Source organism: Citrobacter sp. Colony219, assembly GCF_019382635.1.
Taxonomy (GTDB): domain Bacteria; phylum Pseudomonadota; class Gammaproteobacteria; order Enterobacterales; family Enterobacteriaceae; genus Citrobacter; species Citrobacter youngae.
The window spans coordinates 370,704-392,629 of the sequence record NZ_CP080033.1 but is presented as its reverse complement, the minus strand read 5'-3'; the positions used below and the strand labels follow the sequence as shown (position 1 = coordinate 392,629).

Annotated in this window: 20 protein-coding genes and 1 pseudogene; 6 read left to right on the top strand and 15 right to left on the bottom strand. The window is 53.9% G+C overall.

Annotated elements, in window-relative coordinates; translation table 11 throughout:
* The 5 genes and pseudogenes from ubiB to udp all read right to left on the bottom strand — a co-directional run.
* A pseudogene (gene ubiB, locus JTI85_RS21175) lies at positions 1-307 on the bottom strand (ubiquinone biosynthesis regulatory protein kinase UbiB); the annotation flags it as partial.
* Positions 304-909, bottom strand: coding sequence for a ubiquinone biosynthesis protein UbiJ (ubiJ, locus tag JTI85_RS01730; protein WP_061066929.1), 606 nt, complete (start codon positions 907-909; stop codon positions 304-306). The pseudogene ubiB and the gene ubiJ, both read right to left, overlap by 4 nt.
* 13 nt (positions 910-922) lie before the next feature.
* The gene (gene ubiE, locus JTI85_RS01725; RefSeq protein WP_003017897.1) at positions 923-1,678 is read right to left on the bottom strand and encodes a bifunctional demethylmenaquinone methyltransferase/2-methoxy-6-polyprenyl-1,4-benzoquinol methylase UbiE; all 756 of its coding nucleotides are present in this window, start codon (positions 1,676-1,678) and stop codon (positions 923-925) included.
* Positions 1,679-1,772: 94 nt separating this feature from the next.
* Positions 1,773-3,185, bottom strand: a complete 1,413-nt coding sequence (gene rmuC, locus JTI85_RS01720; protein WP_233605626.1) for a DNA recombination protein RmuC — start codon at positions 3,183-3,185, stop codon at positions 1,773-1,775.
* 158 nt (positions 3,186-3,343) lie between these two features.
* On the bottom strand, positions 3,344-4,105 hold the full coding sequence (gene udp, locus JTI85_RS01715; protein ID WP_003017903.1) for a uridine phosphorylase: 762 nt from the start codon (positions 4,103-4,105) through the stop codon (positions 3,344-3,346).
* 265 nt (positions 4,106-4,370) lie between these two features.
* On the opposite strand from udp, the gene JTI85_RS01710 reads away from it, so the two are divergent.
* On the top strand, positions 4,371-5,177 hold the full coding sequence (locus JTI85_RS01710) for a dienelactone hydrolase family protein (RefSeq protein WP_219352028.1): 807 nt from the start codon (positions 4,371-4,373) through the stop codon (positions 5,175-5,177).
* 54 nt (positions 5,178-5,231) lie between these two features.
* On the opposite strand, the gene metE is transcribed toward JTI85_RS01710, so the two are convergent.
* Complete coding sequence (gene metE / locus JTI85_RS01705) at positions 5,232-7,493, bottom strand: 5-methyltetrahydropteroyltriglutamate--homocysteine S-methyltransferase (protein WP_219352027.1); 2,262 nt, start codon at positions 7,491-7,493, stop codon at positions 5,232-5,234.
* A 235-nt stretch (positions 7,494-7,728) separates the two neighbouring features.
* Between metE and metR the strand changes: the two genes are divergently transcribed.
* Positions 7,729-8,682: an HTH-type transcriptional regulator MetR gene (gene metR / locus JTI85_RS01700; RefSeq protein ID WP_040230083.1), complete on the top strand. Its 954-nt coding sequence runs from the start codon at positions 7,729-7,731 to the stop codon at positions 8,680-8,682.
* Here metR and JTI85_RS01695 read toward each other — a convergent pair.
* From JTI85_RS01695 to pldB, 3 genes are all read right to left on the bottom strand, one after another.
* Positions 8,570-9,469, bottom strand: coding sequence for a carboxylate/amino acid/amine transporter (locus JTI85_RS01695; protein ID WP_003017909.1), 900 nt, complete (start codon positions 9,467-9,469; stop codon positions 8,570-8,572). The genes metR and JTI85_RS01695 overlap by 113 nt on opposite strands.
* 75 nt (positions 9,470-9,544) lie before the next feature.
* Positions 9,545-10,345 (bottom strand): sugar/pyridoxal phosphate phosphatase YigL, encoded by an 801-nt coding sequence (gene yigL, locus JTI85_RS01690; RefSeq protein WP_048214085.1) that lies wholly within the window; start codon positions 10,343-10,345, stop codon positions 9,545-9,547.
* 15 nt (positions 10,346-10,360) lie between these two features.
* On the bottom strand, positions 10,361-11,377 hold the full coding sequence (gene pldB / locus JTI85_RS01685; protein WP_199954902.1) for a lysophospholipase L2: 1,017 nt from the start codon (positions 11,375-11,377) through the stop codon (positions 10,361-10,363).
* Between the two features lie 110 nt (positions 11,378-11,487).
* Between pldB and rhtB the strand changes: the two genes are divergently transcribed.
* Both rhtB and JTI85_RS01675 read left to right on the top strand, forming a co-directional pair.
* Positions 11,488-12,108 carry a homoserine/homoserine lactone efflux protein gene (gene rhtB / locus JTI85_RS01680; RefSeq protein WP_048214083.1) on the top strand — a complete coding sequence of 207 codons (621 nt, stop codon included), beginning with the start codon at positions 11,488-11,490 and terminating at the stop codon, positions 12,106-12,108.
* Positions 12,109-12,270: 162 nt separating this feature from the next.
* Positions 12,271-13,143 carry an Rpn family recombination-promoting nuclease/putative transposase gene (locus JTI85_RS01675; RefSeq protein WP_200045137.1) on the top strand — a complete coding sequence of 291 codons (873 nt, stop codon included), beginning with the start codon at positions 12,271-12,273 and terminating at the stop codon, positions 13,141-13,143.
* 38 nt (positions 13,144-13,181) lie between these two features.
* Here the strand turns inward: JTI85_RS01675 and rhtC are convergent, their stop codons facing one another.
* The 3 genes from rhtC to pldA all read right to left on the bottom strand — a co-directional run bounded on the left by rhtC (position 13,182) and on the right by pldA (position 16,653).
* The gene (rhtC, locus tag JTI85_RS01670; RefSeq protein WP_003828942.1) at positions 13,182-13,802 is read right to left on the bottom strand and encodes a threonine export protein RhtC; all 621 of its coding nucleotides are present in this window, start codon (positions 13,800-13,802) and stop codon (positions 13,182-13,184) included.
* A gap of 63 nt (positions 13,803-13,865) precedes the next feature.
* Entirely contained in the window at positions 13,866-15,695 is a 1,830-nt protein-coding gene (gene recQ / locus JTI85_RS01665) for an ATP-dependent DNA helicase RecQ (protein WP_003844630.1), read from the bottom strand.
* An 88-nt stretch (positions 15,696-15,783) separates the two neighbouring features.
* Entirely contained in the window at positions 15,784-16,653 is an 870-nt protein-coding gene (gene pldA / locus JTI85_RS01660; RefSeq protein WP_003017916.1) for a phospholipase A, read from the bottom strand.
* Between the two features lie 289 nt (positions 16,654-16,942).
* Between pldA and yigI the strand changes: the two genes are divergently transcribed.
* Both yigI and rarD read left to right on the top strand, forming a co-directional pair.
* On the top strand, positions 16,943-17,410 hold the full coding sequence (yigI, locus tag JTI85_RS01655; RefSeq protein ID WP_115644217.1) for an acyl-CoA thioesterase YigI: 468 nt from the start codon (positions 16,943-16,945) through the stop codon (positions 17,408-17,410).
* Between the two features lie 51 nt (positions 17,411-17,461).
* On the top strand, positions 17,462-18,355 hold the full coding sequence (rarD, locus tag JTI85_RS01650) for an EamA family transporter RarD (protein ID WP_142878775.1): 894 nt from the start codon (positions 17,462-17,464) through the stop codon (positions 18,353-18,355).
* A gap of 73 nt (positions 18,356-18,428) precedes the next feature.
* Here the strand turns inward: rarD and corA are convergent, their stop codons facing one another.
* The 3 genes from corA to uvrD form a co-directional block, all read right to left on the bottom strand.
* Positions 18,429-19,379, bottom strand: a complete 951-nt coding sequence (gene corA / locus JTI85_RS01645; protein ID WP_003017920.1) for a magnesium/cobalt transporter CorA — start codon at positions 19,377-19,379, stop codon at positions 18,429-18,431.
* 154 nt (positions 19,380-19,533) lie between these two features.
* Positions 19,534-19,590, bottom strand: coding sequence for a YsgD/CorL family protein (gene ysgD, locus JTI85_RS01640; protein WP_212723238.1), 57 nt, complete (start codon positions 19,588-19,590; stop codon positions 19,534-19,536).
* Positions 19,591-19,738: 148 nt separating this feature from the next.
* The gene (gene uvrD, locus JTI85_RS01635) at positions 19,739-21,901 is read right to left on the bottom strand and encodes a DNA helicase II (protein ID WP_003017922.1); all 2,163 of its coding nucleotides are present in this window, start codon (positions 21,899-21,901) and stop codon (positions 19,739-19,741) included.
* Positions 21,902-21,926: the final 25 nt, after the last annotated feature.

The following is a 21,926-nucleotide window of genomic DNA, read 5'->3' as shown; positions in this document are numbered from 1 at the left end:
GCCCATCGAATGGAGCAACCCGATCCTGCAACAGGGCCAACTGATCGGCGATGTGCGGCGGAAACAGATCTCGACGGGTGGAGAGCATTTGACCAAATTTGATCCATACCGGCCCCAATTCCTGCAAAGCCAGTCTCAGCCTTTCACCCAGCGGCTTATCTTTATGTCGGTTTGGCATCCAAAACAATGTGTAACGCCACAGACGGAGCGGCAGCGTAATACGCATTTTAGGGATGAGTTCATCAAGACCGTAGCTTAAAAAAGTGCGAATGATGAAATAAAGGCGCCGTACTTCTCCTGGCGTCATTTGGCCTCCAGTTTTTCCAGCCGTCTGGCCAGAGATTCGACCGCTCGCTCAACCGCTGCCGTTTCTTCCGCAAACCATGCAACTTCAAGCAGGCCAGGGGCCATACGCCACTCTTCGGTGATCGCTTCAGCAACATAACGTTGCTGACGTTGAATGCCATGACGCAGGAACTTCGCGCCACCGCGCAGGACTTTGCTAACACCTTCCGCGACGATATCACCGGTATAAGGAGCTAATAGCTCTGCAGGGTCGAATTCCGCTAGGTCAGCCAGAGCCACAAAGTTCTGCACCACCTGAATATCGCCCTGCACTTCCAGTTCGCCGCTGCGAATAAGCGTGGTGAGTTGCTGCCGATCGCGTAGTTTCGGTAACACGCTGGCATGTGTAATCACGGTGCAATCGGCTTCGCCTTCCCATGCCCCCAGCACATCGACCTGGCGCTCACTGAATACCAGGACTAGCGACGTCGAAAATCCTTTCAGGTCAAAACGCAGCACCTTACTCTGCAAACGCGTTCGGGCCGATTTCAGCGCAGGAGAACGGTACAGAAAGGTGTTGAGCAGATTTTCAACGCCTGCGGTCACTAAGGGTTTTAAAGGCATCCCCAATCTCCTGTCAGAACTTGTAGCCACGATGCAGCGCAACGACACCTGCCGTCAGGTTGTAGTAATCAACGCTTTCGAACCCGGCATCTTGCATCATTGCTTTTAAGGTGTCCTGATCGGGATGCATGCGGATGGATTCCGCCAGATAGCGATAACTGTCTGCATCGCTTGCTACCATGGAGCCAATGCGCGGCAGAACGTGGAAAGAGTATGCGTCGTAGGCTTTGCTCAGAGGTTCGATAATCGGCTTGGAGAATTCCAGCACCAGTAGACGTCCGCCCGGCTTCAACACGCGATACATAGAGCGTAATGCTTTGTCTTTATCCGTAACGTTGCGCAGACCGAAAGAGATGGTGATGCAGTCAAACGTGTTGTCAGGGAAAGGTAGTGCTTCCGCATTCGCCTGAACGTACTCAACGTTACCCACCACACCAATATTGCGCAGCTTTTCGCGACCCATTTTGAGCATTGAGTCATTGATATCCGCCAGCACAACTTTGCCGGTTTCGCCTACCATGCGAGAGAATTTCGCCGTCAGATCGCCGGTACCGCCAGCCAAATCGAGAACGGTTTGTCCGCGACGCACGCCACTGCAGTCAATGGTGAAGCGCTTCCACAAACGATGAATGCCGAATGACATTAAGTCATTCATAACGTCATATTTAGAGGCCACAGAATGAAAAACGTGGGCCACCATGTCAGCTTTCTGCTCTTTAGCGACGGTCTGAAAGCCAAAGTGCGTCGTTTCTTGTGAATTATCCACCATCTCAGTGCCTGCTCATTCAAAAAATGTTCGAGAAGTGTAACAGATTGGGCCAATTTGCCCTACCCTTCTGCCGGGTTCAACTACCCCAAATGGACTAGCTTGATTGCTGATTTACCGTTTCATCATCGGGGTAAGGCTCATCTTGTTGCGTCTCAGGGACCGAGCGCAAACGGTACTCTTCATCCTGGGTAGTGGCTTGTTCAGCCAGCTCAGGATTAATCTCACGCTTAATTTCCACCCCTAAGCCACGGAAGGCTTCTGCCTGCGACAGGACGTTTCCACGACCGGAAGAGAGTTTTTTCATCGCCTGTCGGTAATTATCCTGGGCTTTATCCAGGCTTTGGCCGATTGCCGACATATCATCCACAAACAATCGCATCTTGTCATAAAGTTTACTGGCCCGATCGGCAATTTGTTGCGCATTACGACTCTGATGCTCGTAGCGCCACAGGTTGGCGATCGTGCGCAATGCCACCAACAGCGTAGTGGGACTGACCAGCATAATGTTATTTCTAAGCGCTTCGGTAATCAGTTCGGGCTGCCTGTCGAGCGCCAGTAAAAAAGCAGGCTCAACGGGGATAAACATCAGCACATAGTCAAGCGTACGCAGCCCCGGAAGCTGTTGATAATCTTTGCGCCCCAGCAGACGAATATGGTTTCGCACGGAGGCGATATGCTCCTGCAACGCACTCTCACGGGTGAATTCATCTTCAGCGTTAAAATAGCGTTCATAGGCAACCAGCGTCATTTTCGCGTCGATCACCACATCTTTGCCCTGTGGTAATCGGACAATAACGTCCGGTTGCATCCGCGAGCGCACATCATTCTCGATGCTAACCTGGGTTTCGTATTCATAGCCTTCGCGCAGACCGGAAGCCTCAAGCACCCGCGTGAGTACGACCTCTCCCCAGTTTCCCTGTGTTTTGTTATCGCCTTTTAATGCCCGCGTCAGGTTTACCGCTTCCTGTGCCATCTGCGCGTTCAGTTGCTGGAGATTACGAATTTCGTGCGCCAGGGTATGGCGCTCCTGAGCCTCTTTACCAAAGCTATCCTGAACCTGGCGGCGAAAACCGTCCAGTTGTTCGCGAAGCGGTGCCAGCAGGCTGTTCAGGCTTTGGCGATTTTGCTCATCTACGCGGCGATTGCTGTGCTCGAAAATACGGTTCGCCAGATTCTCAAACTGTTCGCTCAGGCGCTGTTCGCTGTTGATCATCTGGCGAATTTTATCTTCCGCATGCTGTTGCGTTGCTTCCAGCCGGGTAGTGACTTCACGGAGATCGGCCTCCAGTGAGGTATTGATACTGTGCAGGCTGCGGAGTTCGTTATTCAGCAGTTCGCACTCATCACGCCAGTGGGCTTCCTGTGAGAGTTGTTGCCGGGCGGCGCTTAGCGCGATATCCAATTCTCGTCGTTCTTCGATGAGATCGGCACGGATCCTGTCGGCGTGCGCTTTTGTCGCCAGCCAACCCACCAGCAGCCCTGCAGCTAATGCCAGCACGGCACTCATCAAAATTGGAATATCCACAACACCCCCTTACAGCAACGACTTACCCGCACAAAATAGAATTGTGCTGTATAAACGTCCAGTTTAAAAGGTATTTCCTGCGAGGTACTACGCAAAATAAAAAGGCCGAACGAGTCGGCCTTTTTGAATAGACGGGAGAATTACAGTAAACGACGTGCGGCTTCTACCACGATTTTCACCGCGTGGCTTTCCGTTTGTTTCATCGTTTCCGCATTAGGGATCTCTTGCTGAGTACGGTTCACGATAACACCCGCGACCATACCAGCACGCAGACCCTGGCTTGCACACATGGTCAGCAGCGTGGCAGATTCCATTTCGTAGTTCATAACGCCCATAGACTGCCACTCTTCCATTGAGCCTTTGAAACGGCTCACGACGCGACCAGAGAAGGTGTCGTAACGCTCCTGGCCCGGGTAGAAGGTATCAGAAGACGCGGTAACGCCAACGTGGGTAGTAGCGCCGATAGATTTCGCCGCTTCCACCAGCGCGGTGGTGCACTCGAAGTCTGCAACAGCCGGGAACTCCATTGGCGCGAAGTGCAGGCTTGCGCCGTCCAGACGGACAGACGCCGTGGTGACCAGTACGTCACCCACGTTGATATGCGGCTGGATAGCGCCAGTCGTACCGATACGCAGGAAGGTACGAATGCCCAGCTGTGCCAGTTCTTCAACGGCAATAGAGGTTGACGGGCCGCCGATACCGGTAGAGCAAACGATCACGGCTTTACCATCCAGCTCAGCACGCCAGGTAGTGAACTCGCGATGAGATGCCAGCTTAACCGGCTTATCCATCAGCGCGGCGATCTTTTCCACACGCTCCGGGTCGCCAGGGACGATAGCAAGCGTAGCCCCTTGTAAATCGCTCTTAGTGAGGCCGAGATGAAAAACATCAGACTTAGACATAAAAACTCCTCTGTGAATCGGTTTTGTCAGAAGAAGCAAAAACACACTTTACCGAAGGCATGAACATATTTTCGTGACAGTCATCACTATGATGTAAATCAATTGCATTCAATTACCATGAAATAGTGATACGCATCACATAAATGATGCGATGTAAGGAAGCCCTGCACAAAAGATAGCCCGTTTAAGGCAATGTGGTTCGTTGCATGTGTCTATAGTTAACAATGCGCTTTTTGGCTGAATATTTAAGGGTACGGAGAATACCATGACAACACGACAATCTGGTTTTGCACCTGCTGTATCCCCACCGGCGTCCACGACGGTTCACACTCCGGATAACGCGATTATCGCTGGAGTGACATCAATACCATCACAAGGCGATGATATGCCTGCGTATTACGCACGGCCGCAACAGACTGATGGTCCGCTGCCCGTCATCATTGTCGTGCAGGAGATTTTTGGTATTCATGAGCACATTCGTGATGTTTGCCGTCGACTGGCGCTGGAAGGATATCTGGCTATCGCACCCGAACTCTATTTTCGCGAAGGCGATCCCAATGACTTTGCCGATATCCCGACGCTTCTAAGCGGCCTCGTCGCCAAAGTGCCTGACTCTCAGGTACTGGCCGATTTGGATCACGTCGCCAGTTGGGCCTCCCGCAACGGGGGAAATGCGCACCAACTGATGATCACCGGATTTTGCTGGGGCGGGCGCATTACCTGGCTGTATGCCGCACACAATCCACAGTTAAAAGCGGCCGTGGCGTGGTATGGCAAACTGGTGGGTGATAAAACCCTCAACTCGCCGAAACATCCCGTTGATATCGCAACCGATCTGAACGCTCCCGTTTTGGGACTTTATGGCGGCCAGGATACCAGCATTCCACAAGATACCGTTGAAACAATGCGTCAGGCGCTACGCGCCGCCAATGCGAAAGCGGAAATCGTGGTCTATCCCGATGCCGGGCATGCGTTCAACGCCGATTATCGCCCAAGTTACCACGAAGAGTCCGCTAAGGATGGATGGCAGAGAATGCTGGAGTGGTTCGCGCAATACGGTGGGAAGAAATAATTCCCGCCAGGCAAACCAATAAACAAAACGGAGGCATCAGCCTCCGTTTTGTTTTTACGCCTGACGCAGATTCTGCGCCGCTTTAACCATGTTTGCCAGCGCGGCGCGGGTTTCCGGCCAACCGCGCGTTTTCAGACCGCAGTCCGGGTTCACCCACAGACGTTCAGCCGGAATACGCTGCTCGGCTTTCTTCAGCAGAGCTTCAATCCACTCCACGCTCGGGACGTTCGGCGAGTGAATGTCGTAGACGCCCGGCCCGATTTCGTTCGGATAGTCGAACTCTTCGAATGACTCCAGTAACTCCATATCAGAACGTGAAGTCTCAATAGTGATCACGTCCGCGTCCAGCGCCGCAATGGAGTCCATGATGTCGTTGAACTCGCAGTAACACATGTGGGTGTGGATCTGGGTTTCATCCTTCGCCACCGCCGCGTTAATGCGGAAGGCTTCCACGCCCCATTCCAGATACGCCGCCCAGTCGCTGCGGCGCAGCGGCAGACCTTCGCGCAGTGCCGGTTCGTCAATCTGAATGATGCCGATCCCCGCCGCCTCCAGATCAGCTACCTCGTCACGCAGCGCCAGCGCAATCTGCTTCGCGATGGTTTCACGCGTCACGTCTTCACGCGGGAATGACCAGCAGAGAATGGTCACCGGTCCGGTCAGCATGCCTTTTACCGGTTTGTCGGTCAGCGACTGGGCATACTTCGCCCACTCAACGGTAATCGCTTCCGGACGGCTGACGTCGCCAATAACAACCGGTGGCTTCACGCAGCGAGAACCGTAGCTCTGCACCCAACCGTTCTGGGTAAAGACGAAGCCGTCCAGATGCTCACCAAAGTATTCCACCATGTCGTTACGCTCGGCTTCACCGTGTACCAGCACGTCGAGACCCAGACGTTCCTGTTCAATGATCGCCTGTTTGATATGTTCCGCGATACCGGTGCGGTAGTTACCGGCATCCAGGTTGCCCTTTTTGAAGTCCAGACGCAGACCGCGAATTTCGGTGGTTTGCGGGAATGAGCCGATAGTCGTGGTCGGCCATGCCGGCAGATTAAAGCGGGCACGCTGCGCCTCGGCGCGAACCGGATAGGCGTTGGCGCGCTGGCTGTCCTGAGCGGTGATCGCCGCCAGGCGTTTTTCCACTGCGGCGTTATGGACACGGGTAGAGTGACGACGAGCCTGAATCGGTGCGCTCCATTCGACAATTGCCGCCGTATCACCGCTGTTCAACGCATCACGCAGCAGCGCCAGCTCGCCGCATTTTTGCAGGGCGAAGGCAAACCAGCTCTTCACTTCTGCATCAAGGCGGGTTTCCACGCTGAGATCGATGGGGCTGTGCAGCAGGGAGCAGGAAGAAGCCACCCACAGGTCACGCTTCCCGACGATATCTTTAATTTGCGCGTATTTTTCGCTGAGATCGGCGCGCCAGACGTTGCGGCCGTTCACCAGACCCGCTGACAGCAGCCAGTCGGCAGGCAGACGTTTGTGCAACTCGGCGACATCATCTTTGCCATGCACGAAGTCAACGTGCAGCCCCTGCACCGGCAGCGCGGTAATGATATCCAGGTTTGGCGTTACGCCTTCGAAGTAGGTGGTCAGCAGCAGTTTCACCTGGCCCTGCAGGGCGTCATAAGCCGGTTTAAAGGCATCCAGCCATGCTTGCGGCAGTTCCAGCACCAGAGCAGGTTCATCAATCTGCACCCACTCAATACCCCGTTTTGCCAGCTCAGCCAGCACCTGCTGGTAAACCGGCAGAATGTCGTTCAACAGACTCAGGCGGTCAAACTGTTCGCCTTTCATTTTCCCCAGCCACAGGTAAGTTACCGGCCCCAGCAGCACAGGTTTCACCTTGTGCCCGAGTGCCAGCGCTTCGTCTACTTCGTCCAGCAGTTGCGTCCAGGTCAGTTTGAACTGCTGACCTTTGGTGAACTCTGGCACCATGTAGTGATAGTTGGTGTTAAACCATTTGGTCATTTCTGCTGCCGCCGCTGGCTCACCGGTCGGTGCGCGGCCACGGCCAATGCGGAATAAGGTATCGATATCGACCGAGCCGTCTTTATTCTGATGACGGGCCGGAACGTTGCCGAGCAGCAGGCTGGTGGTCAGCACGTGATCGTACCAGGCAAAATCGCCCACCGGCAGCAGGTCAACGCCCGCCTGCTTCTGCTGCTCCCAATGGCGGGCACGCAGCTCGCGGCCAACGGCCAGCAATTCTTCACGGGAGGAATTTCCCGCCCAGTAGGTTTCTTGCGCTTTCTTCAACTCGCGACGCAGGCCAACGCGAGGGAAACCGAGGGTGTGATTCAATATTGTCATTTTTCTTCCTCTAATTATATGTAAATCCTATGGATTTTGAATTTAGGGAAGGCGGCAAGTTTACTCATCCCCAGGAGCTTACTGAAGTAAGTGACTGGGGTGGGGAAACGAAGCCAACGCACCATAAATTTAAAAGACGAAGGATTTTAGCCGTCCAGATGTTTACACATCCATAATTGGCGGTTACTGTATATTCCTCAAGCGCAATTTGTTCATGCCGAAGTGAAGGACTTTCATGATCGAGATTAAACACCTGAAAACGCTCCAGGCGTTGCGGAATAGTGGTTCGCTGGCAGCCGCCGCGGCGACGTTGCATCAGACCCAATCCGCTCTTTCTCACCAGTTCAGCGATCTGGAGCAGCGCCTTGGCTTTCGACTCTTTGTCCGTAAAAGCCAGCCTCTGCGCTTTACGCCGCAGGGAGAAATCCTGCTGCAGTTAGCCAATCAGGTGTTGCCGCAAATTGGTCGTGCGCTGCAGGCCTGCAACGAACCACAGCAAACCCGGCTGCGAATCGCGATTGAATGCCACAGCTGTATCCAGTGGCTGACGCCCGCGCTGGAGAATTTTCGTGCCAACTGGCCGCAGGTGGAGATGGACTTTAAATCCGGCGTGACGTTCGATCCGCAACCGGCGCTACAGCAGGATGAGCTGGATCTGGTGTTAACCTCCGACATTCTGCCGCGCAGCGGACTGCACTATTCGCCGATGTTCGATTTTGAAGTCCGCCTGGTACTGGCGCCGGATCACCCGTTAGCCAGCAAAACGCAAATCACGCCGGAAGATTTAGCCAGCGAGACGCTGCTTATTTACCCGGTGCAACGGAGTCGACTGGATGTCTGGCGACATTTCCTGCAGCCCGCAGGCGTTAGCCCGTCGCTGAAGAGCGTGGATAATACCCTGCTGCTGATTCAGATGGTTGCAGCCAGAATGGGCATCGCGGCGTTACCGCATTGGGTGGTGGAGAGTTTTGAACGCCAGGGCCTGGTAGTGACCAAAACCCTGGGCGATGGATTGTGGAGCCGACTGTACGCCGCCGTGCGTGATGGCGAGCAGCGCCAGCCGGTAACAGAAGCGTTTATTCGCTCAGCGCGGAATCACGCCTGCGATCATCTGCCGTTTGTGCGGAGTGCGGAACGACCCACTTTCGATGTACCCACAGTGAGGCCACTATCACAGCCGCGCCAATGATGAAGCTTGGCCAGTGAGGCTGTTGATGCCAGATGGCCAGGTTGACCAACAGCCCGGCCGGCACATGCATATTGTTCATGATGCCCAACGTACCGGCATCCACCTGGGTCGCACCGTAGTTCCACATAAAGTAACCAATGCCGGATGCCGCCACGCCAAGAAAGACCAGAATTCCCCACTGTAGCGTGGTTGCAGGCATTTTCTGCGCATTGCCCAGCATGAACCAGGCGACGACCGCCACCATAAAGGCGCCCATGTAAAACCAGGCAAAAGCGTTGTGCTGTGGCATTGGGCGGGTTTCCATCAGACGCTTGTAGCCCACCATACCGATGGCAAAACTAATGTTGGAAAGCTGCACCAACAGCAGGCCGGTCCAGAAGTGGCTGGTTACCTGATCGTAACGAATAATCCCCGCGCCAATCACCGCCAGTAACGCACTAAAGGCATAACTCCAGCGCAGACGACGTCCGCTCATCAGATCATAAATCAGCGTAATATAGAGCGGCGTCAGCACGGTAAAGAGCAGCAGTTCTGAAACCGTCAGGTACAGATAGGCGTGAAAACTCAGCATATACATAATGCCAAGCTGCATGGCCCCCACCAGCATATACAGCGCGATCGTTTTTACGCTGTGCCCGCGGGTGCGTAAAAAAGGCAGGAACACCAGCGCCGCGAGTCCAACGCGCACCAGCACTGCAAAATAGCTATCGACATGACCGGCAAGGTATTCGCCAAACAGGCTGAAGGAAAAGGCCCACAAAATAGTGGTAATGATGAGTAGCGCCACAATGGATGCCTCTTAGAACAGGGAACATCCATTGTAGCGGAGAGTTTAGTTGACAACTGGTCAACTAAAGAACAATCACTTTAAAAAGAGATCGCGCAGGTAGTGCGGCACGGCATCGTCGGCGTTGAGTCCGATGACTTCCAGCTCCGGATGCAGATCCTTCAGGCGCTGGTGGGCATTACCCATGATGCAGCCTTTGCCCGCCATGGAGAGCATTTCCGCGTCGTTCATCCCGTCGCCAAAAGCGATACAGTCTTTCAGGCTATAGCCCATCGCTTTCGCTACCGCTTCCAGCGCATGACCTTTCGACACGCCGCCCGCCATGACTTCCAGACAGGTAAGCGTAGAGAAGCTGACATTGACGCGATCGCCCCAGCGAGCGTTAATCGCCTGTTCCAGCGGCAGCAACCTTTCGTGAGAATCAGTGGTGAAAAACACTTTGCTGACGCCATCCGGCTCCAGCAGCGCAGGTTCAAACAGTGAATAATTGAATACCGCCTCTTTAAAGAAACGCATTTCTTCCGGGCGGTGGCGGTTCATGAACCACTCATCATCGCGATAAACGTTGGTCACGATATCCGGGTTGGCATTCACTACACCAAACAGGTCGCTGGCAATGTCGCGATCCAGGTTATGGGAAAACACCAGATTCCCGTCAGAATCATGCACCCGCGCGCCGTTGGAGGTGATCATGTAGGTTTTAATGCCGAGGTTATCGCGAATTTGCCCCACATCAACATGATGACGACCGGTGGCAAACACGAAGTGAACACCGCGAGCCGTCAGTAGTTTTAGCGTCTCTTTGGCATAAGGGGACAAAGTATGGTCGGGAGAAAGCAGCGTACCGTCTAAATCAGACGCAACAACCTGATACATAAGAAAATTAAACCTCTAGGAAAAGCGAGTTCCGCTGGATGAGTTATGCCTGTTGAAAAAATCAACAATAGCGTTAAGCGCGACTGAGCGCATTGCGTCCTTTTCGAAAAGGATCTCATGGTACGCGCCTTTTATGACAAGCGGCTGACCTCCTTCTACCGGATGGCCTGCTACAGCGCGGAGTTCACAAAAACGATCGTGCATGCGGTTATCCACTACACGCTCTTCTTCGGCCTGAATCAGCAGCGTCGGCGTCGCGTCGTCTCCCGCGCCAGCCAGAACCTGTTCGCCCGCCTGAATGCCTTCACGCACCCAGTGATAGGTAGGACCGCCAACGCGCAACCGCGGATCATCTGCGTAGAAGCGTAGGTTACGCCGATAGCGCTGTCGACTATGGGTGAGCGCATTCATACCGAATGGCAGCGCCCGCCAGCGACCGGTTCCCATCGCATAGCCTTCACGGATGCGCGGATGCCCTTCAGCCCAGTCCAGAATATGGCGCACCATCCAGTCGGGAAAGCGCATCACAATACCAAACATCGGCGCGCAAAGCGCGATGGCATCACACTGATTCGGGTGGCGCTGCAGGAACAATGTGGCAATCGCTCCGCCCATAGAATGCGCCAGTATATAGCGTTTTCTCCACGGACCGGGTAGCACTTCCTGCTGCCAGAAGGCGGTTAAATCGTCAACATAGTCATTAAAGTTATCGACATGCCCGCGATGCGGATCTGACAGCATACGCCCGGAACGCCCCTGGCCACGGTGATCGATAATGAGCACGTCAAAACCAGAATGAAACAGGTCATACGCCAGTTCAGCGTATTTCACGTAGCTTTCAATGCGTCCAGGACAGACGACGATGACGCGATCGTTTTTTTCTGCATGAAAACGCACAAAATGTACGGGGATATCATCCACGCCCGTAAATTCCGCTTCTTCCCGCTGACGCCAGAAATCTGTCAGTGGCCCCATGGAAAAAGCAGCAAACGCGTTTTCTCTTGTTTCCCAGTCTTTTTGCTGCTGAAACATCGGGTATCCAGCCTCGCTGACCAAGTAAAATCGTTTTTTTCGCCGTCGCTGACACAACCTAACGGCAGTAGCGTATTGTGGCATAAAAATAGACAATCCGGGAGTTTCTCATGACCTTTGAATGGTGGTTCGCCTACCTGCTGACCTCTATTATTTTGAGCTTGTCTCCGGGCTCAGGCGCAATCAACACCATGACCACCGCCATCAGTCACGGCTATCGTGGCGCCAGCGCCTCTATTGCCGGTTTGCAGACCGGGCTTGGCATTCATATCATTTTGGTAGGTGTGGGGCTGGGAACGCTATTTTCACGTTCGGTGATCGCATTTGAGGTGCTGAAGTGGGCGGGAGCGGCCTATCTGATTTGGCTGGGTATTCAACAATGGCGCGCGGCGGGTGCTATCGATCTGAACACCATGGCGAATACACAATCGCGTAGCCGCCTGTTCAAACGTGCGGTCTTTGTGAATCTGACCAACCCCAAAAGCATTGTTTTTCTTGCCGCTCTGTTCCCGCAGTTTATCCTGCCGCAGGAACCGCAACTGATGCAGTACGTGGTGCTTGGCGTCACGACCATTGTGGTCGATATCATTGTGATGATCGGTTACGCGACGCTGGCCACGCGCATTGCTGGCTGGATTAAAGGGCCAAAGCAAATGAAGGCGCTGAACAAAGTGTTTGGTTCACTGTTTATGCTGATAGGCGCCCTGCTGGCATCGGCAAGGCATGCCTAGCAAATGGAACGGCACTCGCAAAGAAATGCTAACAGTATGAGCGTCTGAATATGACTTTCCATACTTAGCCGCAAAGGAGGAAAAGTCTTTTATTCTGCGCTGTTAGGTGTTGAATACCAGAGTCAGAATGCCGCCACTCTCACTTCTCACGGATGATGGACGATGGCGGAAGCAACGACACCCCATGACGCAGTATTTAAGACCTTCCTCTCCCGCGTGGAAACCGCGCGGGACTTTATCGAACTTCATCTTCCTCCCTCGTTAATCAAAATCTGCAAACTGGAAACGCTCCGTCTGGAATCAGGCAGTTTTGTGGAGAACGATCTGCGCCCCTATTTCAGCGATATTCTCTACTCACTGGAAACCACCAGCGGGCATGGCTATGTACATGTGCTTATCGAGCATCAAAGCTCACCTGACAAGCATATGTCATTTCGCCTGATGCGCTACGCTATCGCAGCGATGCAGCGTCATCTTGAGGCTGGAAACGACACTCTACCGCTGGTGATTCCAGTGCTCTTTTACCATGGCAAGCAAAGCCCATGGCAAGGCTCAATGAACTGGCTGGATCACTTTGAGGATTCGGGAACCGCCCTTCAACTTTACAGCACACCGTTTCCGTTGGTGGATGTGACGGTTATTCCAGATGATGAAATCATGCAGCATCGCAGTATGGCGGCGCTGACATTAGTGCAAAAGCATATTCGCCAGCGCGACATGGCACAGCTGCTGGATAAACTTACCCGCCTGTTTATGCTGGAGAAGATGAGCGGACAACAAATAACCGTGCTGGTAAACTACATGGTGCAAGCAGGGAATACACAAGATGTTCAGACATTACTGTATAAGCTGGCACAGCGTGTGCCGCAGCATGGAGACAAACTGATGACAATGGCGGATCAACTACGTGAAGAGGGCAAACGCATTGCCCTCACTGATGTAGCAAAAGCAATGCTCAAGCGAGGTCTGGATACCGATGCGATTATGGAAATGACCGGCCTTTCGAAGGATGAATTACAGAAGCTTGCGCAATAAACCGTACTCCGCCTGGGGCTCCCAGGCGGGTAACAAACTTAGCGCGAAATAATCAGGTGGATGCCGAAACCCGCGAACAGCGCGCCAGCAAAACCATCAATCCACTTCGCCAGACGCTGATAGCCGCGGCGCATTTTCGGCAGCGCAAACAGGCTGGCGACCACGGTAAACCACGCCAGCGTTTCCACGATAATCAGAGCAAAAATCCCCCAACGCGCGCCCGTTCCCACGTTATCGCCAACGAACAATGAGAAGACGGAGCCAAAATAGATAATGGCTTTAGGGTTCGCCAGGTTGGTCAGCAGACCTTTCAAGAAGCTGCGTCCGCTCTGCGCCAGCTCCACCTGCGGAGTGGGAGCTGCAACATCCTGTTTTTTAAACGCGCCGCGCAGCATCTGGTAACCCATCCAGCACAGATACAGCCCCCCACCGACCATAATAATGGTGTGCAGCCAGGCCATTTTTTCGATAATCAGATGCAGGCCGAGCAGTGCCACGCCTGCCCAGACCATGACGCCACAGGTAATACCCAGCACGCCCATCATCGCTTCTTTGCGCGAACGGCTAACGGCAGTTTGAGAAACAAAAAAGAAATCGGGACCGGGACTCATCAGCGCAACGATGTGCACCAACGCAACGGTGAAAAATAGCGTTAACATAAAAATGACTCGCGGGGGAATAGTTCAGTGAGTCACCATCCTGGCACTTTTTTGCCCGGCTGACTACTCTTCGTCGTCACCATCAACGTGTGCGCGAATAAGCGCCATAAACTCTTTACCGAAACGCTCAAGTTTACGCATTCCCACGCCGTTGACGCTCAGCATTTCACTCGGTGAAACTGGCATTTGTTCGGCCATTTCAATCAGCGTGGCGTCGTTGAACACCACGTACGGCGGGATGTTCTCTTCATCGGCAATGGCTTTACGCAGCTTACGCAATTTGGCGAACAGTTTGCGGTCATAGTTGCCGCCGAAGGATTTCTGCATCGCACGCGGTTTCAGCGCCACAATACGCGGTACCGCAAGCTGTAGTGGAACTTCACCGCGCAGCACCGGACGCGCGGCTTCAGTTAACTGTAACGCGGAGTGATGAGCAATATTCTGCGTCACCAGGCCCAGGTGAATAAGCTGGCGAATAACGCTCACCCAGTGTTCGTGGCTTTGCTCGCGACCAATGCCATAGACAGGCAGTTTGTCATGAGCCAGTTCGCGAATACGCTGGTTATTCGCTCCGCGCAGCACTTCCACGACGTACCCCATGCCGAAGCGTTGGTTAACACGGTAAATCGTCGACAGCGCTTTGCGCGCATCCATGAGTCCGTCGTACTGTTTTGGCGGGTCAAGACAGATATCGCAGTTACCACACGGCTCCTGACGCCCTTCGCCAAAATAGTTCAGCAGCACCAGGCGACGACAGGTTTGCGCCTCGGCAAACGCCCCCATCGCATTGAGCTTATGCCGTTCGATATCCAGCAGTTGCCCAGCGGGTTTCTCTTCGAGGCAACGGCGTAGCCATGCCATATCAGCCGGATCGTAAAACAGCATCGCTTCCGCCGGTAGGCCATCACGCCCCGCGCGGCCGGTTTCCTGGTAATAGGATTCGATATTGCGCGGAATGTCGAAATGCACCACGAAGCGTACGTTAGGTTTGTTGATCCCCATACCGAACGCCACGGTCGCCACCACGATTTGCAGGTCATCACGCTGGAATTTCTCCTGCACCTCGGCGCGTACGGCATTTTCCAGCCCCGCATGATAAGCCCCGGCGCTGATGCCACGGCTTTGCAGGCGCGCGGCGGTGTCTTCTACTTTAGCGCGACTGTTACAGTAGATAATGCCGGACTTACCGCGCTGCTCTTGCACATAGCGCATCAGTTGATCGAGCGGCTTAAACTTCTCCATCAACATGTAGCGAATGTTCGGGCGGTCAAAGCTGCTGATCTGAATTAACGGGTCGTTGAGTCCCAGCAGACGCACAATGTCCAGCCGGGTTGTCTCATCCGCGGTCGCGGTCAGCGCCACAAACGGTAGGGTTGGGAAACGCTGACGTAACTGGCCCAGCGCAGCGTATTCGGGGCGGAAATCATGCCCCCACTGCGAAATACAGTGCGCTTCATCAACCGCCAGCAGCACCGGATTCCAGTGCGCCAGATGCTCAAGGAAGTTATCCAGCATCAGGCGTTCGGGCGCAATGTACAGTAAGCGAATCTGTCCTGTACGACAGCCTGCCATCACCTCAAGCTGCTGCTCACGACTTTGAGTAGAGTTAAGGCACGCCGCCGCCACGCCGTTGGCCAGCAGTTGATCGACCTGATCCTTCATCAAGGAAATCAGCGGAGAAACAACAACGGTGAGCCCGTTGAGCAATAATGCGGGAATTTGATAGCACAGGGATTTACCGCCACCGGTCGGCATAACGACCAGGCAGTCGCGACCGGAGAGCACGGTATCAATGATTTCTTCCTGACCAGGGCGAAACTGTTGGTAGCCAAAGGTTTCTTGCAAAACCTGCTTAGCGCCCATTTCCAGATTCAACACTTCCGCCTGCGCCACATTAACCCCATTAGCCTGAAATAAAAACAGGCGCTATTTTCAGCGCCTGAGAGAGAAACTGCAATGATTAAAATACTCTCAATACTTATCAGAAGATATCGTTGAGCATCACGCCCACACCAACACGGGTCTGATTGAAGTTATAGTCAATCAGCGATTCGCCGTAACCGCTGTAAACCTGGGTGTAAAGACGCACATGCTTCGTAATGGGGTAACTGACACCCAACTCAGCGCCGCCGTAACCGGTATTCCAGTTGTACTGACCTTTCGCACTTAAGACGGCGTCACCGAGGTGATAACCCAGTTTAAGCTGATAGTAGCCCATATATTTTGTGATATCCGGGTTATCGTCAGTGCTGCCGATGACGTACCACGGCTTAACTTCCACCAGCCAGTTACCATTTTCAGCCATCAGACGAGTATAAAGACGGTTCCAGCTACGTGAAGTCGGATCGGAGCGGCCGTTGGAGTCATGGTTATAACCCATTTCGACATCACGAAGCGTCCAACCGGCAAAGCGATAGTCGGTGGCGAAACCGAGGAACAATTGCGGTTCGTAGTTGGTTTCGCGAAACGGGGAAGACTCTTCACTGTTCGAAAGCTGCCACCAGGACTTCTGGGTATAGGAACCACCGAGTACCGAATTCGGGCCTAATATCCCGCGCCAGAGCGGAAACGCCAGGCTTAGCTGAAACTTAACCTCATCTTTGCGCGCATTTTCGGACCAGCTATAGCTGCTGATCGCCTCTTTGTTCATGTCGCTGGTATTGGTGTAGATAAGATAGTTGGTGTCATAGGGATAAAGCGTGAAAGGGTTGTCATGCTCCTGCAGCATGTTGGCGATAATACTGCCTCTCACTGCTGGTGCATCATGGATCTCTTTCACTGTCGCTTCCTGCGCATACGCGGTCAACGGCAGCATGACTGCTGGTAGTAACCATCCCAGAATCGCCCGCATCAGTACTGTTCTCCTGAACCAAAATATTGATGAATTGTATAATTTTCTGACAAGTATTCTATACCCTAAATAATTCAAATTGCAGGAAGGCGGCAAGTCTGCTCACCCCAGGAGCTTACTAAAGTAAGTGACTGGGGTGAGCAGACGCTGCCAACGCACATGCAACTTGAAGTATGACGGGTATACATACTTAGCGAGTTCCTCGTTAATCATCCCGTCCTAAAGTAGAAAACAACAAATAATAATCATAATATCAACACTTCATTAACCATTGAGATGTAGGGATCGTATGTCTGCCGTACTTACTGCTGAGGAAGCGCTGAAGTTAGTGGGTGAAATGTTTGTCTATCATATGCCGTTTAACCGGGCGCTGGGACTGGAGCTTGAACGCTATGAGAAAGAATTTGCTCAATTAGCCTTTAATAACCAACCGATGATGGTCGGCAACTGGGCGCAAAGCATTTTGCATGGCGGCGTGATCGCCTCGGCGCTGGACGTCGCCGCCGGGCTGGTGTGCGTTGGGAGTACGCTGACTCGCCATGAAACGATCAGCGAAGACGAACTGCGTCAGCGGATGTCACGCATGGGAACCATCGATTTGCGCGTTGATTACCTGCGCCCAGGGAGAGGGAACCGCTTTACCGCCACCAGCAGCCTGCTGCGGGCGGGTAATAAAGTCGCCGTGGCTCGCGTGGAACTGCATAACGAAGATCAGCTTTATATTGCCAGCGCAACCGCCACTTATATGGTGGGGTAAGCGGCCAAAAAAAGGTAAACTGCTGTTACATTTCTGCAATGAGTTTTCCCGATGGATGCTAAACAAACGCGGCAGGGCGTGTTACTCGCTCTTGCTGCTTATTTTATTTGGGGTATCGCTCCTGCCTACTTCAAGCTGATTTACTATGTCCCGGCAGATGAGATCCTGACGCACCGCGTCATCTGGTCATTTTTCTTCATGGTGGTGCTGATGAGCATCAGCCGCCAGTGGTCGGGTGTCAAAACATTGCTCCAAACGCCAAAGAAGATCTTCCTGCTGGCGCTCTCGGCGGTGCTCATCGGCGGAAACTGGCTGCTGTTCATTTGGGCGGTCAATAATCACCATATGCTGGAAGCCAGCCTCGGCTATTTTATTAACCCACTGGTGAATATTGTGCTGGGAATGCTTTTCCTCGGCGAACGCTTTCGTCGCATGCAGTGGCTGGCGGTACTATTAGCCGCCTGCGGCGTGCTGGTACAGCTGTGGACCTTTGGATCGCTGCCAATCATCGCGCTGGGACTGGCGTTCAGCTTTGCTTTCTATGGTCTGGTGCGCAAGAAGATTGCGGTCGAAGCACAAACCGGCATGCTGATCGAAACCCTGTGGCTTTTACCCGTTGCAGCCATCTATCTGTTTGGCATTGCCGACAGCCCAACCAGCCATATGGGGCAAAATCCGATGTTGCTCAATCTGCTGCTGATTGCTGCGGGTGTCGTGACCACCATACCGCTGCTGTGCTTTACCGGCGCGGCAACCCGCCTGCGTTTGTCGACGCTGGGTTTCTTCCAGTACATTGGCCCTACGCTGATGTTCCTGCTGGCCGTCACCTTCTACGGTGAAGTCCCAGGAACGGATAAAATGGTCACATTTGCGTTTATCTGGGTCGCGCTGGCGATTTTCGTGATGGATGCGATTTATACGCAACGACGGGTACGTCGGAGCTAGGGCATTGCCGGATGGCGCTTCGCTTATCCGGCCTACAAAAGCACATCACCGTAGGCCGGATAAGTCACCGCCATTACAGCCAGTTCTTGCGCTTAAAGTACAGATACGGCGCCAGACCGGCGAGCATCATAAAGACAATCGCCCCAGGATAACCAAAGCTCCAGTGCAGTTCCGGCATGAACTCAAAGTTCATCCCATAGCTGGACGCCACCAGCGTCGGCGGCAGGAACACCACGGAGACCACCGAGAAGATCTTGATGATGCGGTTCTGCTCAATGTTAATAAAGCCCATCGCCGCCTGCATCAGGAAGTTAACCTTCTGGAACAGCGATTCATTGTGCGGCAGCAGAGATTCGATATCGCGCAGGATCTCACGCGCCTGCTCCAGCTGACTGCCCGGCAACCGCGCTTTACGCACCAGGAAATTCAGTGCGCGCTGGGTATCCATCAGACACAGACGTACCTTCCAGCCGATATCTTCCAGTTCCGCCAGCGTCGACAGCGCTTCGTCATATTCATCGCCCTGACGCCCTTCCATGATCACACGGCTGAGTTTTTCCAGGTCGCTGTAGATGTTTTCGATCTCATCCGCCAGCTGTTCAATTTTGGTTTCGAACAGGTCGAGCAACAGCTCGTAGGCATTGCCATCCACCATCGCCTGGTTACGCGCACGCATGCGGTACAGGCGAAAGGCCGGCAATTCGCGCTCGCGCAGGGTAAACAGACGGCCTTCGCGAATAGTAAATGCGACGGTTGAGTTACCCGCGTGATCGTCGGCGTCTTCATAAAAGAAGAAGGAGTGAATGTGCAGACCGTCTTCGTCTTCAAAAAAACGCGCGGATGCTTCGATGTCTTCCAGTTCAGGGCGCGTAGCCAGATTCTGGCCCAAGTCCTTTTGCACACGGTTTCGTTCTTCGTCATCCGGCTCGACTAAATCGACCCAAACCGAACTGGCCAGGTGCTCGATCTCGTCTGCCTCAAGGCGAGTTAAACGATTGTTTTCCAGTTGAAATGCGCTCAGCATGACCGGGACTCCCAATGCAAAAAATTATCGGACAGTTCGGAGGGCACACAGAAACAAATTGGGTTTCAGACCATTAAACAGCCTGACTCAGCGCGACGGGAAAAAACAGAAGGTCGCTGACAACCGCGAAGGCTATCAGCAAAAAGGGATAGCCTTAGGAGTTGATCCTGGATGACAGGATAATGAGCCAGTATCTACTGGGTGTGTCCAAGGCGAATGTCCTCTTAGCGTAATCGTGCGCGCATGTTACGCCAGCAAAATTTTGACGTCAACACGCAACGAAACGCTAGCCTGGATAAATTACCTGCTCATCAGTAAGGCTAGCAGATCGTTACAAAATAATGATATTTTTCTGAAAGTTATACCGTTTCCAGTCGGGCATAGGCCGCCACCAGCCATTTAATTCCCTGCCCCTGGAACGCGACCTGCAAACGACTGTGCTCGCCGCTGCCTTCCAGATTGACAATGGTGCCCTCGCCAAACTTGGCATGGCGCACGCGCTGGCCAAGTTTGTAGCCGGTATCGTTTTCCGCCATTGGCGTGCCCATTCGCTGATGGCTTACCGGGCGGCTGACCGTGGCGCGCAGACGTACCTCTTCAACACACGCTTCCGGCAGTTCACCAATAAAGCGCGACGGGCGATGGTAAACCTCTTTGCCGTACAGACGACGTGTTTCGGCGTAGGTCAGCGTCAGCTTTTGCATCGCGCGGGTCACGCCGACGTAGGCCAGGCGGCGTTCCTCTTCGAGACGTCCGCCTTCGTCCAGCGACATCTGGCTGGGGAACATGCCTTCTTCCATGCCGACGATAAACACCTGCGGGAACTCCAGACCTTTCGCCGAGTGCAGGGTCATCAGCTGAACCGCATCCTGCCAGGTATCCGCCTGCCCTTCGCCCGCCTCCAGCGCGGCGTGAGACAGGAACGCCTGCAGTGGCATTAAGTCTTCATCTTCCTCGTTGTAGCTGAACTGGCGCGTTGCCGTCACCAGTTCGTCTAAGTTTTCGATACGCGTCTGGCCCTTCTCGCCTTTTTCCTGCTCGTACATCATGCGCAGCCCGGAGTCTTTAATCACCCGGTCAGTTTGCACGTGCAGCGGCATATCGGCGGTCTCCTGCGCCAGGGCATCAATCAGTTCCATAAAACGCTGTAAGGCGCTGGCAGCGCGACCCGCGAGGGCTTTTTCCTGCAACAGCTCACGACAAGCCTGCCACAACGTTAGCTGGCGGTCACGGGAGGTCTGGCGCACCACATCTAAAGTACGATCGCCAATCCCGCGCGTCGGCGTATTTACTACGCGCTCAAACGCCGCGTCATCATTACGGTTAGCGATCAGGCGCAGGTAGGAGAGAGCATCTTTGATTTCCTGGCGTTCGAAGAAGCGCATCCCGCCATAAATCCGATACGGCATGCTGGCCTGTAACAATGCCTCTTCCAGCACGCGCGACTGGGCGTTGCTGCGATAAAGAATAGCGCATTGCTCCAGCGCACCGCCGTTGTCCTGCCAGGTCTTGATGCGGTTAACGACAAAGCGCGCTTCATCGAGCTCGTTGAACGCGCAGTACAGCGAGATCGGTTCACCGTCGACGCCGTCGGTCCACAGCTTTTTACCCAGACGCCCGTTGTTGTTCTCAATCAGGGCGTTAGCTGCGCTGAGGATATTGTTGGTCGAGCGGTAATTCTGCTCCAGGCGAATAGTTTCTGCGCCCGGGAAATCGGTGAGGAAGCGCTGGATGTTTTCCACCTGCGCCCCGCGCCAGCCGTAGATCGACTGGTCGTCATCACCCACGATCATCACTTTACCGGTATCGCCCGCCAGCAGGCGGATCCAGGCGTATTGAATGTTGTTGGTATCCTGGAATTCGTCCACCAGGATATTAGTAAAGCGTTCGCGATAGTGCTGCAGGATATGCGGCTTGTTGAGCCACAGTTCATGGGCGCGCAGCAGCAGCTCGGCGAAATCCACCAACCCGGCGCGGTCACACGCTTCCTGATAGGCTTGATAAACCTTCTGCCAGGTTTGCTCAACCGGGTTGCCATAGCTCTGCAGATGGTGCGGGCGCAGCCCTTCGTCTTTCTGGCTATTGATAAACCACATCGCCTGACGCGGCGGCCACTGCTTCTCATCCAGGTTCATCGCCTTGATCAGGCGCTTGAGCAGACGCAACTGGTCTTCGCTGTCGAGGATCTGGAAATCCTGCGGCAGGTTGGCATCCATATGGTGCGCGCGCAGCAGACGGTGCGCCAGACCGTGGAACGTACCCACCCACATACCGCCCTGGCTGGTTCCCATGATCTGACCAATACGGTGGCGCATTTCCGCCGCCGCTTTGTTGGTAAAGGTTACCGCCATAATCGAGTACGGCGAGTTGTTCTCTACCGTCAGTAACCAGGCGATACGGTGCACAAGCACGCGCGTTTTACCACTCCCCGCGCCTGCCAGAACCAACATGTTGCTGCGTGGCGCGGCCACAGCCTGGCGCTGTTCGTCATTGAGGCTATCGAGCAGGTAAGAAACGTCCATTGGCACCGCCGGAATCAACAGAGCC